Origin of the sequence: Streptomyces roseolilacinus (assembly GCF_014649335.1) — a bacterium.
Taxonomy (GTDB): Bacteria; Actinomycetota; Actinomycetes; order Streptomycetales; family Streptomycetaceae; genus Streptomyces; species Streptomyces roseolilacinus.
The window spans coordinates 401,527-414,931 of record NZ_BMSV01000003.1 but is presented as its reverse complement, the minus strand read 5'-3'; the positions used below and the strand labels follow the sequence as shown (position 1 = coordinate 414,931).

General features: G+C 74.5%; 15 protein-coding genes. 10 read left to right on the top strand and 5 right to left on the bottom strand.

Translation table 11 applies throughout. The features are described from left to right. Positions 1–46 precede the first annotated feature (46 nt). The 10 genes from IE106_RS09145 to IE106_RS09100 all read left to right on the top strand — a co-directional run bounded on the left by IE106_RS09145 (position 47) and on the right by IE106_RS09100 (position 8,113). Entirely contained in the window at positions 47–226 is a 180-nt protein-coding gene (locus tag IE106_RS09145; protein ID WP_189531776.1) for a hypothetical protein, read from the top strand. Next, positions 223–924: a phosphoadenylyl-sulfate reductase gene (locus tag IE106_RS09140; RefSeq protein WP_189531774.1), complete on the top strand. Its 702-nt coding sequence runs from the start codon at positions 223–225 to the stop codon at positions 922–924. The genes IE106_RS09145 and IE106_RS09140 overlap by 4 nt, the downstream gene beginning before the upstream one ends. Continuing rightward, complete coding sequence (cysC, locus tag IE106_RS09135; RefSeq protein WP_189531772.1) at positions 921–1,487, top strand: adenylyl-sulfate kinase; 567 nt, start codon at positions 921–923, stop codon at positions 1,485–1,487. Before IE106_RS09140 ends, cysC begins: the two co-directional genes overlap by 4 nt. After that, positions 1,484–2,422 (top strand): sulfate adenylyltransferase subunit CysD, encoded by a 939-nt coding sequence (gene cysD, locus IE106_RS09130; protein WP_189531770.1) that lies wholly within the window; start codon positions 1,484–1,486, stop codon positions 2,420–2,422. The genes cysC and cysD overlap by 4 nt, the downstream gene beginning before the upstream one ends. A 2-nt stretch (positions 2,423–2,424) precedes the next feature. Next, on the top strand, positions 2,425–3,762 hold the full coding sequence (locus IE106_RS09125) for a sulfate adenylyltransferase subunit 1 (protein WP_189531768.1): 1,338 nt from the start codon (positions 2,425–2,427) through the stop codon (positions 3,760–3,762). A gap of 216 nt (positions 3,763–3,978) precedes the next feature. Further along, a complete protein-coding gene (locus tag IE106_RS09120) occupies positions 3,979–5,094 on the top strand; it encodes an ABC transporter substrate-binding protein (protein WP_189531766.1) in 1,116 nt (371 codons plus the stop codon). 34 nt (positions 5,095–5,128) lie between these two features. Then, on the top strand, positions 5,129–5,947 hold the full coding sequence (locus IE106_RS09115) for an ABC transporter ATP-binding protein (RefSeq protein WP_189531764.1): 819 nt from the start codon (positions 5,129–5,131) through the stop codon (positions 5,945–5,947). Continuing rightward, a complete protein-coding gene (locus IE106_RS09110) occupies positions 5,934–6,827 on the top strand; it encodes an ABC transporter permease (RefSeq protein ID WP_189531762.1) in 894 nt (297 codons plus the stop codon). The genes IE106_RS09115 and IE106_RS09110 overlap by 14 nt, the downstream gene beginning before the upstream one ends. 5 nt (positions 6,828–6,832) lie before the next feature. Beyond that, positions 6,833–7,570: a sirohydrochlorin chelatase gene (locus IE106_RS09105; protein WP_189531760.1), complete on the top strand. Its 738-nt coding sequence runs from the start codon at positions 6,833–6,835 to the stop codon at positions 7,568–7,570. 159 nt (positions 7,571–7,729) lie between these two features. Further along, positions 7,730–8,113: a VOC family protein gene (locus tag IE106_RS09100; RefSeq protein WP_189531758.1), complete on the top strand. Its 384-nt coding sequence runs from the start codon at positions 7,730–7,732 to the stop codon at positions 8,111–8,113. Positions 8,114–8,138: 25 nt separating this feature from the next. Here the strand turns inward: IE106_RS09100 and IE106_RS09095 are convergent, their stop codons facing one another. The 5 genes from IE106_RS09095 to IE106_RS09075 are packed head-to-tail and all read right to left on the bottom strand — an operon-like array spanning position 8,139 to position 13,251. Further along, positions 8,139–9,008, bottom strand: coding sequence for an STM4011 family radical SAM protein (locus IE106_RS09095; RefSeq protein WP_189531756.1), 870 nt, complete (start codon positions 9,006–9,008; stop codon positions 8,139–8,141). 6 nt (positions 9,009–9,014) lie between these two features. Then, the gene (locus IE106_RS09090; protein WP_189531755.1) at positions 9,015–10,361 is read right to left on the bottom strand and encodes an STM4012 family radical SAM protein; all 1,347 of its coding nucleotides are present in this window, start codon (positions 10,359–10,361) and stop codon (positions 9,015–9,017) included. Continuing rightward, positions 10,358–11,164, bottom strand: a complete 807-nt coding sequence (locus tag IE106_RS09085) for an STM4013/SEN3800 family hydrolase (RefSeq protein WP_189532235.1) — start codon at positions 11,162–11,164, stop codon at positions 10,358–10,360. Before IE106_RS09085 ends, IE106_RS09090 begins: the two co-directional genes overlap by 4 nt. A gap of 19 nt (positions 11,165–11,183) precedes the next feature. Further along, positions 11,184–12,287 carry an STM4014 family protein gene (locus IE106_RS09080; protein ID WP_189531754.1) on the bottom strand — a complete coding sequence of 368 codons (1,104 nt, stop codon included), beginning with the start codon at positions 12,285–12,287 and terminating at the stop codon, positions 11,184–11,186. Between the two features lie 10 nt (positions 12,288–12,297). Further along, positions 12,298–13,251: an STM4015 family protein gene (locus tag IE106_RS09075; protein WP_189531753.1), complete on the bottom strand. Its 954-nt coding sequence runs from the start codon at positions 13,249–13,251 to the stop codon at positions 12,298–12,300. Positions 13,252–13,405: the final 154 nt, after the last annotated feature.

Here is a 13,405-nt window from a genome sequence, read left to right as displayed (position 1 = left end):
GCGCCCCGGAGGCGAACCGAGCCCTCGAAGAAGGAGAGGCCCTGTCGTGAGCGAGCGCGCGGCACCGTTCTACTGCCCGTACTGCGGCGACGAGGACCTGCGCCCCGCCGAGCAGGGCCACGGCGCGTGGGAGTGCGCGGCCTGCAATCGAGCCTTCCAGCTGAAGTTCCTGGGCCTGCTGGCCCGGGGCCTCCAGCGCCATGACAGCGGAGGGGACCCGGCATGACCGTCACGCGGACCGACGAGGAGCTGGAGGCGCTCGCCCTGCGCGCCGGGCGCGAGCTGGAGGACGCCCCGGCCCTCGACATCCTGAAGTGGGCCGCCGACACCTTCGGCGAGCGCTTCTGCGTCACCTCCTCCATGGAGGACGCCGTCGTCGCCCACCTCGCCTCGCGCGCCTTCCCCGGCGTCGACGTGGTGTTCCTGGACACCGGCTACCACTTCCCCGAGACCATCGGGACGCGCGACGCGGTCGACGCCGTGATGGACGTCAACGTCATCACGCTGACGCCGCGTCAGACCGTCGCCGAGCAGGATGCCGAGTACGGGCCGAGGTTGCACGACCGCGACCCGGACCTGTGCTGCGCGCTGCGCAAGGTCAAGCCGCTCGAGGAGGGCCTGACCAAGTACGCCGCGTGGGCGACCGGGCTGCGCCGCGACGAGTCCCCGACCCGGGCGAACACCCCGGTCGTCGGCTGGGACGCCAGGCGGCGGAAGGTCAAGGTGTCCCCGATCGCCCGGTGGACCCAGGACGACGTCGACGCGTACGTCGCCGAACACGGCGTCCTGACCAACCCGCTGCTGATGGACGGCTACGCCTCCGTCGGCTGCGCCCCCTGCACGCGCCGCGTGCTGGAGGGCGAGGACGCGCGCGCCGGCCGCTGGGCGGGCCGCGCCAAGACGGAGTGCGGGCTGCACGGATGACGAACGACCACTCTTCTCAGGAGAAGCACGTGACTGGGGCCACCATCTGGCTCACCGGTCTGCCGAGCGCCGGCAAGACCACCATCGCGTACGAGCTCGCGGGCCGGCTGCGCGCCGAGGGCCACCGCGTGGAGGTGCTCGACGGCGACGAGATCCGCGAGTTCCTGTCGGCGGGCCTCGGCTTCGGCCGTGAGGACCGGCACACCAACGTGCAGCGCATCGGCTTCGTCGCCGAACTGCTCGCGTCGAACGGCGTGAAGGTCCTCGTGCCCGTCATCGCCCCGTACGCCGACAGCCGCGAGGCCGTGCGCAAGCGCCACCAGCGGGAGGGCACCCCGTACGTGGAGGTGCACGTGGCGACGCCGGTCGAGGTGTGCTCCGTACGCGACGTGAAGGGGCTGTACGCCAAGCAGGCGGCCGGCGAGATCACCGGCCTGACCGGTGTCGACGACCCGTACGAGGAGCCGGAGAGCCCCGACCTGCGGATCGAGTCCCACCACCAGACCGTGCAGGAGTCCGCGCAGGCGCTGCACGCGCTGCTGACCGAGAGGGGTCTGGCGTGACCACGACGCTCAACGCGACCGAGGAGCAGCAGGGCAGCCCGTTCGCGCTGTCGCACCTCGACGCCCTGGAGTCCGAGGCCGTCCACATCTTCCGCGAGGTGGCGGGTGAGTTCGAGCGGCCGGTGGTCCTGTTCTCCGGCGGCAAGGACTCCATCGTCATGCTGCACCTGGCGCTGAAGGCGTTCGCGCCCGCGCCGGTGCCGTTCTCGCTGCTGCACGTGGACACCGGGCACAACTTCCCCGAGGTCATCGAGTACCGCGACCGGACCGTGGCCCGGCACAACCTGCGGCTGCACGTGGCGTCCGTCCAGGAGTACATCGACCGCGGCGCCCTCAAGGAGCGCCCGGACGGCACCCGCAACCCGCTGCAGACCGTGCCGCTGACCGAGGCGATCCAGCAGCACCGCTTCGACGCGGTGTTCGGCGGCGGGCGGCGCGACGAGGAGAAGGCCCGCGCCAAGGAGCGGGTGTTCTCGCTGCGCGACGAGTTCTCCCAGTGGGACCCGCGGCGCCAGCGGCCCGAGCTGTGGCAGCTGTACAACGGCCGGCACGCCCCGGGCGAGCACGTGCGGGTGTTCCCGCTGTCCAACTGGACCGAGCTGGACGTGTGGCAGTACATCGCCCGCGAGGGCATCGAGCTGCCCGAGATCTACTTCGCGCACGAGCGGGAGGTGTTCTCCCGCAACGGCATGTGGCTGACCGCCGGCGAGTGGGGCGGCCCGAAGGACGGCGAGACCGTCGAGAAGCGGCTCATCCGCTACCGCACGGTCGGTGACATGTCCTGCACCGGCGCCGTCGACTCCGACGCCACCACGCTCGACGCCGTGATCGCCGAGATCGCCGCGTCCCGGCTGACCGAGCGGGGCGCCACCCGCGCCGACGACAAGCTGTCCGAGGCCGCGATGGAAGACCGCAAGCGCGAAGGGTACTTCTAGAGATGTCCAGCACCACCGCCGCCGAGCAGCTCTCGGCCACCACCCTGCTGCGTTTCGCGACCGCCGGGTCCGTCGACGACGGCAAGTCCACCCTCGTGGGCCGGCTGCTGCACGACTCCAAGTCGGTCCTCGCCGACCAGTTGGAGGCCGTCGAGCACGCCTCCCGCTCCCGCGGTCAGGAGGCGCCCGACCTGGCGCTGCTGACCGACGGCCTGCGGGCCGAGCGCGAGCAGGGCATCACGATCGACGTGGCGTACCGTTACTTCGCCACGGCCCGGCGCCGGTTCATCCTCGCCGACACGCCCGGCCACGTGCAGTACACGCGGAACATGGTGACCGGCGCGTCCACCGCTGAGCTGACCGTGATCCTCGTCGACGCGCGCAACGGCGTGGTCGAGCAGACCCGCCGGCACGCCGCGATCGCCGCGCTGCTGCGCGTCCCGCACGTCGTGCTGGCCGTCAACAAGATGGACCTCGTCGAGTACGCGGAGGACGTCTTCGCGCGGATCGCCGAGGAGTTCACGGCGTACGCGACGGAGCTGGGCATCCCCGAGGTCACCGCGATCCCGATCTCCGCGCTCGCCGGCGACAACGTGGTGGAGCCGTCCGCGACGATGGACTGGTACGGCGGCCCGACGGTGCTGGAGCACCTGGAGACCGTGCCCGTCAGCCACGACCTGACCGGCTGCCACGCCCGGCTGCCCGTGCAGTACGTGATCCGCCCGCAGACCGCGGAGCTCCCGGACTACCGGGGCTACGCGGGGCAGATCGCCGCCGGTACGTTCCGCGTCGGCCAGGAGGTGACGGTGCTGCCCTCGGGCCGTACGTCGCGGATCTCCGACATCGACCTGCTGGGCACGCCCGTCGACGCCGCGTGGACGCCGCAGTCCGTCACCCTCCGGCTGGAGGACGACATCGACATCTCGCGCGGCGACCTGATCGTGCCGTCCGGGGACGCCCCGGCGACCAGCCAGGACGTCGAGGCGACGGTCTGCCACGTGGCGGACCAGCCGCTGACGGTGGGCCAGCGGGTGCTGCTCAAGCACACGACCCGTACGGTCAAGGCGATCGTCAAGGACATCCCGTCCCGGCTCACCCTGGACGACCTGTCCCAGCACCCCGCCCCGGGGCGGCTCGTCGCCAACGACATCGGCACCGTCAAGGTCCGCACGGCCGAGCCGATCGCGCTGGACGCGTACGCCGACTCGCGCCGCACCGGCTCGTTCCTGCTGATCGACCCGGCGGACGGCACCACCCTCGCGGCGGGCATGGCGGGCGAGTCGTTCGCCGGCGAGAAGCCCGTGGCCGCCCCCGCCGACGACGACGGCTGGGACTTCTGATGGCCCGCGACACCTTCGCGACCTTCGCGAAGGAGGGCGGCCGCGTCGGCGGCGGACGCGTCGGCGCGGGCAGCGGGGGTGTCGCGCGATGTGCCCGGTGACCCGCCGCCCGCTCCCCCGCCACCGCCGCAGACGACCGCCCACCGCCGCCCGCCCGGCCGCCCCGCCCGTCCCGTACGGGAGGTAGCGGCCGGGCCGACGAGAGGAACCCCTCCCGTGCCTGCCACCTCCCGCCCCCGGCCCGCGCCGCGCCGCGGCCCCGTCCTCGCCGCGGTCCTGCCGCTGCTGCTCGTGGCGCTGGTCTCGTGCGGCTACGGCTCGCAGGCGGTGGAGGACCGGGCGAAGGTGGTGGCCCAGGGGCCCAAGCTGTCCGCGGACACGGTGCGCGTCGGGTACTTCGCGAACCTCACCCACGGCACGGCCCTCGTCGGCGACCGGGAGGGCTTCTTCCAGAAGGAGCTGCGCGGCACGCGGCTGCGGACCGCGACGTTCAACGCGGGCCCGTCCGCGGTCGAGGCGCTCAACGCCGGTTCCGTCGACATCGCGTTCCTCGGCCCCTCCCCCGCCCTCAACGGCTACACGAGGGCCGGCGGGAAGAACCTGCGGATCGTCGGCGGCGCCGCGTCCGGCGGCGTCCGGCTCGTCGTGAACCCGGACCGGGTGAAGGGCCTCGCGGACGTCCGGGGCAAGCGGATCGCCACCCCGCAGCTCGGCAACACCCAGGACGTGGCGTTCCTCCACTGGGCCGCCGAGCAGGGCTGGAAGGTCGACCCGGAGAGCGGCAAGGGCGACGTGTCGGTCCTGCGCGTCGACAACAAGATCCTCCCCGACGCCTACCGGTCCGGGTCGGTCGACGGCGCGTGGGTGCCCGAGCCGACCGCGTCGAAGCTGATCGCCGAGGGGGCCGTGCCGCTCCTCGACGAGGCGTCGCTGTGGCCCGGCGGCCGGTTCGTGATCACCAACATCGTCGCCTCGCAGGCGTTCCTGGAGCGGCACCCGGACGTGGTGGAGGCGGTGCTGCGCGGCTCGCTGAGGGCCAACGCGTGGATCAACACCCACCCGCGGGAGGCCAAGGCCGCCGCGAACGCCCAGATGAAGGTGCTCACCGGCAAGGCGCTGCCCGGCCGGGTCCTCGACTCGGCGTGGCCGACGCTCCGGTTCCTCGACGACCCGCTCGCCGGGACGCTGCGCGAGCAGGCCGGCCACGCCGTGTCCGCCGGACTGCTGGAGAAGCCCCGGCTGGCCGGGATCTACGACCTGCGCCCGCTGAACAGGATCCTCGCCGCCGAGGGCCGGGCGCCCGTCCCCGACGCCGGGCTCGGCGTCCGTTGAGTCCCCGACAGACCAGTCCCAGGAGGTGACGACCATGGCCATCACGATCGGTACGTCGGCCCGCGCCGAGGACCGTACGGCGGTCGAGTACGCCGCGCGGATCGAGCGCGTCTCGAAGTCCTTCGCCGGCCCCGCCGGGCAGCAGCTCGTCCTGGACGACATCAGCCTCGATGTCGCGCCGGGCGAGTTCGTCACCCTCCTCGGGGCCTCCGGCTGCGGCAAGTCCACCCTGCTCAACCTGGTCGCCGGGCTCGACCGGCCCTCCTCGGGGGCGATCGCCACGGACGGGCGTCCGGCCCTGATGTTCCAGGAGCACGCGCTGTTCCCGTGGTTGACGGCCGGCAAGAACATCGAACTGGCGCTGCGGCTGCGCGGCGTGCCGAAGGCCGACCGCCGCGACGAGGCGGAGCGGCTCCTGGAACTGGTCCGGCTGGGCGGCGCGTACGGCAAGCGCGTCCACGAGCTGTCCGGCGGCATGCGGCAGCGCGTCGCCATGGCCCGGGCGCTCGCCCAGGACAGCCGGCTGCTGCTGATGGACGAGCCGTTCGCGGCGCTCGACGCGATCACCCGCGACGTGCTGCACGGCGAGCTGACCCGGATCTGGGAGACCGCCAACTCCGGCGGCCCCGCCGCGGGGGGCCTGTCGGTGCTGTTCGTCACCCACAACGTGCGCGAGGCCGTGCGCCTCGCGCAGCGCGTGGTGCTGCTGTCGTCCCGGCCGGGGCGGATCGCCCGCGAGTGGACGGTCGGCATGCCGCAGCCGCGCCGCATCGAGGACGCCGCGGTGGCGGAGCTGTCCCTGGAGATCACGGAACAACTGCGGGGGGAGATCCGCCGACATGGCCAGCACTGACACGAAGGCCGGCGCCGGCAGGACGGACGACCTGGAGGGCCTGGAGGCCGGGCTCGACGCGCTCGACGCCGTCGAGACGCGCCGGACGCCGCTGCGCGAGACGCTGCTGAGGAAGGTCCTGCCGCCCGTCGTGGCGGTGGTCCTCGTCCTGGTGGTGTGGCAGCTGCTGGTGTGGGCGGAGGTCACCGACGCGTACAAGCTGCCCGCGCCGTCCGCGGTGTGGGACAGCCTGTCCCGGATGTGGCTCCAGGGGACGCTGTTCGGCGTCATGTGGACCAGCGTGTCCCGGGCGCTGCTCGGCTTCGTGCTGGCGCTCGCGATCGGTACGCCGCTGGGGCTGCTCGTCGCCCGGGTGAAGGTCGTGCGGGCCGCGATCGGGCCGATCCTCTCGGGCCTGCAGTCGCTGCCGTCCGTCGCGTGGGTGCCGCCGGCGGTGCTGTGGCTGGGCCTCAACGACCGGATGATGTTCGCGGTGATCCTGCTCGGCGCCGTGCCGTCCATCGCCAACGGGCTGGTCGCCGGCGTCGACCAGGTGCCGCCGCTGTTCCTGCGCGCGGGCCGCACGCTCGGCGCGACCGGGCTGCGGGGTGCCTGGCACGTCGTCATGCCGGCGGCGCTGCCGGGCTACCTGGCGGGCCTGAAGCAGGGGTGGGCGTTCTCGTGGCGGTCCCTGATGGCCGCCGAGATCATCGCGTCGTCGCCCGAGCTGGGGCTCGGCCTGGGCCAGCTGCTGGAGAACGGCCGCAACAACTCGGACATGCCGGGGATCTTCCTGGCGATCCTGCTGATCCTGCTCGTCGGCATCGCCGTCGACCTGCTGGTGTTCAGCCCGCTGGAGCGCGCGGTGCTGCGCCGCCGCGGGCTGCTGGGCAGGGGCTGAGCGCCGTGACCGGTCCCGCACTGCTCGTCGTCGCCCACGGCAGCCGCGATCCGCGGCACGCCACGACCGTCCACGCCCTGGTGCGGGCGGTGGCCGCGCTGCGCCCCGGCGTGCGGGTGGAGACCGCGTTCCTCGACTTCAACGTGCCGTCCGTGCCGGCCGCCCTGGCGTCCCTCGCGGCGTACGGCGTACGGGACGTGGTGGCCCTGCCGCTGCTGCTGAGCCGGGCGTTCCACGCCAAGGCGGACCTCCCGGCCGTGCTGCGGCAGGCGCCGCCGGTGCTGCGGATCCGCCGGACGGAGGTCCTCGGCCCGTCGCCGCTGCTGCTGCGCGCGGTGGAGCGGCGCCTGTACGAGGCAGGGCTCACCCCCGCCGACAAGCCCGCGACCGGGGTCGTCCTGGCCTCGGCGGGCTCCACCGACCCGGAGGCGAGCGCGGTGTTCGCTGAAACGGCGCGGGAGCTGCGGCGTGCCGGTTGGTGCGCCGTGCGGCCCGCGTTCGCCTCCGCATCCCTCCCCCGCACCGAGGACGCGGTACGGGCGCTGCGCGCCGAGGGCGTCCGGCGGGTGGCCGTCGCGCCGTACGTGATCGCCCCCGGCCGGCTGCCCGACCGGATCGCCGCGGGCGCGGCCGGCGCCGACGTGCTGGCCGGCGTGCTGGGCCCGGCCCCCGAGCTGGCCCGGCTGCTGCTGGAGCGGTACGACGGGGCGTGCGCGGCCCGCCCGCTGGTCGCCGCCGTCTGAGGCGGGCCGGGGTGGGGTCCGCCGCCCGCCCCGGGCCCTGACGGCGCGTCGGGGCGGTGTGCCTCCCGCGGGCCGTCCGCCCGGTCGGCCCGCGCGTCGCCGGGTGCCCCGCGCACGACCGCCGGTCGGTTCCGGGGCCGTCGGCATAGACTGGCGGCCATGGCATGCCGCATCAGTGAGCTCGTCGTCGACTGCGCCGATCCCGAGCGGCTCGCCGCGTTCTGGAGCGAGGTCCTCGGCTACGTCGAGTTCGACCGGGAGGACGACGGCAGCATCGCGATCGGGCCGCCCGGCACCGGTTTCGGCGGCCCGCAGCCCGTCCTCGTCCTCAGCCCCAGCGACGACCCGCGGACCGGGAAGCTCCGGCTGCACATCGACGTCAACGCCACCGACCGCGACCAGGACGCCGAGCTGGAGCGGCTGCTCGCCCTCGGCGCCCGGCCCGTCGACGTCGGCCAGACCGGCGCCGAGAGCTGGCACGTCCTGGCCGACCCGGAGGGCAACGAGTTCTGCCTCCTGCGCGCCCGGCTCCGGCCCCTCTGACCGGGGCGGTCCGGGGCGGCGCCGCTCAGCGGCCCCCGGTCCCCGGCGCCGGACGCGCCGCCGGGACGCGTTCCAGGACGCCGCCCGCGAACACGTCGTACAGCGGCAGCGTCTCCAGGTGCACGTACCCGATGTGGCAGTCGCAGACCGCCAGCGGGCAGGGGCGCGGGGCGAGCGCGGCGCGGTACGAGCCGTCGTAGAGGTTGCCCAGCTCGGCGCGGACGAAGTGGCAGCGGCGGACCGTGCCGTCACCGTCGACGGAGATCACCGACTCGCCCGTGCGGCACGGCAGCCCGCCCGAGCGGTGCGGGTGCCGGCTGTAGGGGAACAGCGGGTCGACGGCCGTCCACGCGGCGGCCTCGTCGTCGGTGTAGGCGCGGCCCTCGGCGGCGTTGACCCACAGGTAGACGTGGGCGGGCAGGGCGGCCCGCAGCCGCCGGGCCTCCTCCAGGTGTTCGGGCAGGCCGACGATGCCGACGCTGTGGCGCACGCCCCGGTCGGCGAGGTCGCGGGTCTTCGCGAGGAACCGTTCGTAGGGCGTCTGGCCGGGGTGGTAGGTGCACCACAGGGCGACGGTCCGGGGGTCGGCGTCCGCGAGCCAGTCGGTGCGGCAGCTGAGGTTGGTCTGGATGGCGACGCGCCGGACGTGCGGCCGGTGCGACAGTTCGACCAGGGCCCGCCGGTACCACGAGCGGACCAGGCCCTCGCCCCAGGGCGTGAACAGGACGGACAGCCGGTCGCCGGTCTGCTCGCCGGCCCAGCCGGTGAACCGTTCGAGCGCGGCCCGGTCGGCGCGCAGCTGGGCGGGCGTGTCGCGGCGCTTGGCGAAGGGGCAGTACGGGCAGTCGTAGTCGCAGGAGGCGAGCGGCCCCCGGTACAGGATCGTCAGGTCCACGGCGGGCTACTTCGGTTCGTACGCGGCCATCGCGGCCCGTACGGCGGGTGAGAACAGCTCGGGGCCCAGCGCGTCGGAGTGGGCGAGCCCCTCCGGGGAGAGCCGCAGCCGCGGGCCCGCGCCGCCGTCGAGGAGCCAGCCGCGCTCCGCGAAGGCGGTGAGTTCGGCGGGGAAGTCGTCGTGCGGGTCGGTGCCGAACCGGTCGCGGTAGTCGGCGACGGGCATCCCCCGCGCCTGGAGGAGCGACTGGAGGAGGTGGCGGCGGCGTGCCTCGTCGCCGTCGACGCGCCGGCCGTGGACGGCGTGGCCGAAGTCCCCGGTGGCGGTGTAGTCGTCGATGATCGCCCGTATCTCCCCCATGTCGACGGCGTAGTCGAAGGAGTAGTGGAGCGTGGAGGTGTAGGAGCGGGCGCCGCAGCCGAGGCCGATCATGCCGTCGGTCTGGCAGGCGTGGTCGTCGGGGCCCTGCGGGGCGGCCCCGGCACGGCGGAACATGCGCATCGACACCTGCTCGTAGCCGTGCGCGAGGAGGTGGTCGCGGCCCTGCCGGTACAGGGCGAGGCGCTGCTCGTCCCAGTCGCGGTCGGTGTGGGCGGTGCGCCGGGCGAGGCCGGTGAGGGGGCGGACGTACAGCGGGTAGAGGTACAGCTCCTCGGGCCGCCAGGCCAGGGCGGCGTCCAGGGAGGTGCGCCAGGTGGCGGGGGTCTGGCCGTCGATGCCGTAGATGAGGTCGATGTTGAGGACGGGGATCCGGGCCTCGCGGATGCGGCCGAGCGCGGCTTCCACGTCGGCGCGGCGCTGGGGCCGTACCGCCGCCCTGGCCTCCTCGTCGACGAAGCTCTGCACCCCGATGCTGAGGCGGGTCGCGCCGCGCTCGGCGAGGACGGCGAGCCGGTCGGCGGTCGCGGTGGCGGGGGACGTCTCGACGGAGAGCGGGACGGCGCGCAGGTCGGCGCCCATGCGTTTCTCCGCGATGTCGCAGAGGCGGTCCAGTTCGCCGGCGGTCAGGAAGGTCGGGGTGCCGCCGCCGAACGCGGCGTTGGCGAAGCGCACCGGGTCCGCGCCCCCGTCGCCCGACGCGTCGAGGGCGTCGCGGACGGCGCCGGCCTGGCGGTCGAGGGCGTCGAGGTAGCGGCCGGTGAGCCCGTCGGGGGCGCCGATGCGGGTGAAGAGGTTGCAGAAGCCGCAGCGGACCTCGCAGAACGGGATGTGGAGGTAGAGGGAGAGCGCGTCCTTGCCCTCGCCCCGCCACAGGTCGCGCAGGGCGGGCCGGTCGGGCAGCGGCCGGTACGCGGTCTTGTGCGGGTAGGCGTAGACGTACGCCTGGTAGGGGCGGACGGGGGGCGCGGTCATGCGGACGGCTCCAGGAAGAAGTGGGCGTACGGCACGGTCCACACGGCCTCGTGGCCGAGGCGGTGGCCGGTGTAGCCGTCGTCGCCGTAGGTCGTGCCGTGGTCCGAGCAGACGATGGCGAAGCAGCGGCGGCGGGAGCTCATCGCGGCGAACAGCCGGCCGACGTGCCGGTCGACGTACTCCAGGGCGGCGGCGTGCGTGGCGCGGGTGTCCCCGGCCTCGCGGGTGGCGCCGGGCAGGTGGAACCAGTTCGGCTGGTGCAGCGCGGACACGTTCAGGAAGAGGAACAGCCGTTGCGCGGCGGGCAGTCCGGCGACGATCCGCTCGGCCCGCTCGACCTGCGCCTCGAAGGAGACGGGGGACGCCACGCCGAACTCCGGTTCCCAATGGCTCTCCTGGAACAGGCCGGGCAGGACGCCGCCCAGCGCGCCCTGCTTGTTGAAGAAGCCGACTCCGCCGACGCACACCGTGCGGTACCCGGCGGCGGCGAGGCCGGAGACCAGGTCGGGCGTGTCGAACACGTACGTGCGGCCGGCGGTCGTCTCGCTGCCGGCGAAGCGGGCGGCGAACAGCCTCGGGTGCGGTCCCGGCGCGGCGGGCGTGGGCAGGAACCCGGCGAACATCGCCTGGTGGGAGGCGTAGGTGAAGCTGCCCGGCGCGTGCCGCTCCTCCCAGGCGCCGCCGGGGAGGTGGCGGGCCAGGTGGGGGATGCGGCCGGCGGCGGCCAACTCGGCGGCCACGTCGTGGCGGAGGGTGTCCAGGGTGAGCAGGAGCAGGTCGTCGCGGCCGACGACCTCGTTCATGTCGGGGAGTCGGGCGCTGTCAGGCGGGTGCACGGTGGTTCCTCGTGTGGTGCGGTACGGCCGCGACCTGGGCGGCGTAGGTGTCCAGGCCCTCGGCGCCGCTGCCGGGCAGGCCGGTGAGGCCGGGCAGGAGGTCGCCGAAGGCGTTGACCTCGGCGACGGCGAACCGGCGCCAGTCGACCGACGGCATCAGGTCGACGCCGACGCACAGCGTGCCGGGGAAGCAGGCCGCCGCCCGCTCGCACGTCTCCAGGGCGTCGGCCCAGCGGGGGCCGGCGGCGGCGGTGGCGGCGGCCAGGTCGCCGCGCCGGCCGCCGAGGTGGAGGTTGGTCATGGGCGAGCGGCTGGTGCGGACCACGGCGTGGGTGGCCCGGCCGGCGACCACGACGACGCGCAGGTCCGCCGCCCCGCCGTCCAGGGACGCCTTGGGCCACCACCGCTCGATGTGCAGTCCGTCCGGGGCGAGCGCGTCGACCAGGGCGGCGATCTCCCGTTCGCTCGTGGTGCGGCGGACGCGCAACGAGTTGTGGAGGCGGCCGTCGGCGGTGGTCTCCACGGAGGTGGTCGCCCTGATCCGGCCGCGGCCGGCCGTCTCCACGGCGACGACGCCGGACGCGGAGGACCCGTGGGCGGGCTTCAGGAACACGCGCGGCATGCGGTGCGCGTCCGTCAGGGCCCGTACGTCGTCCCAGCCGCGCACCGGGGTGCCGCCGCCGGACGTCGGCGACCCGGGCACCGGCACCCCGGCCCGGTCCAGGACGTGGTGGCAGCGCCGTTTGTCGAAGAGGACGGCCAGCTCGTCGGGGTCGTCGAGGCGCACGCCGCCGGTGAGGGTCCGTACGGCGGCGGTGAACCGCGCGTACCAGCGGGCGCCGCCCTCGACGCGGGTCGGGTCGTCCACTCCGCGCAGGGCCCGGTCGACCTCGGCGTCCTCGCCGGGCGACTCCAGCCGTACGACCTCGTCGGGGGCGAAGTCCGCGCCGCCGTCCCGCAGGACCGCCGTCCACGGCACGACGCGCGGCGCGGGCAGCCCGGCCTCGCGGACCGCCCGGTCGAACAGGGCGACGCGGCGGTTCCCGGGGTTGCCGACGACCGCCCAGCGCGGCGGCGCTTCCTCCGTCACGGCCGGTCCGTCACTCGCCGACGGCGACGTAGCGCCAGACGCGTCCGTCCCACTCGTCCTCGTCGGCGTGGCCGGGGTCCAGGTCGAGGGCGACGCCGGCGCTCTCCAGCGTCTCCCGCAGGCGCCGGCGCAGCGGCTCGCCGAGGTAGTTGTGGTGGAGGTCGAGCCGCTTCAGGTGGGTGAGCGGCTGGCCGCCGAGGAGCGCGGTCGCGCCCTCGTCGGTGAGGACGCCCATGGAGAGGTCGAGGACCTCCAGCCGGGCGACGACGGGCGCGGACGCCAGGGCCGCGGCGATCCCGTCCTGGATGTCGCTGTTGCGCAGCGCCAGGTGGCGCAGGCTCGGCAGGCGCGACCCGTCGAGGATCGGGGCCACGTCGTCGACGGTGCAGTCGCCGCCGTAGTTGTCCGTGCCCAGCCACAGGTCGAGGTGCTCCAGCGCGGGCAGGTCGCTCTCGGCGACGCCCCGCACGGCGGCGGCGGGCATGCCTCCGGTCTGGACGGTGAGGGAGCGCAGCCGGCCGTGCGTGACGGCGGGGAAGGCGAGGCCGGTGCCGCCGCGGACGCCGAACTCCTCCAGTTCGGGGAAGCCGTCGAGGAGCGGGGTGACGTCGTCCTGGTTGATCCAGGAGATCTCGCACTCCTCGGACTCCATGTCGCCGAGGAACAGGGCGCGCAGGGCGGTCAGTCCGCTCCGCGCGTCCAGGAGCGCGGTGATGACCGGTTCGGGTCCGGAGTCGTACGCGTCGGGCCAGGCGCCGACGACCAGCGCGCGGACCCGGCCGGGGTCGACGGCCGCGGTGAACCGGGCGAACGCCTCGGGCCAGCTCTCCTCGCTGTCGTACGTGTCGCACGAGACGCGCCAGGCGACGGTGTCCGCCTCGGGCAGCGGCGTCCTCCCGTCGTCCTCCGGGCCCGGGAAGTCGAATACCGGAAGCCCGTACGACTCCCGCAGATGCGCCACCATGTGTTCCCCGCCGTCCCTCGCCTGTCGCCGTCGATGTGCCTGCAAGTTGTAGCAAGCACCACTGACAGCGCTCGGGGCGGGGCCGGTCGGAAGGCGTTGTCAGTGCCTGCCCCTACGGTCGGGACGACGCGGCGCACCGGGCGGCGCGGGGGAA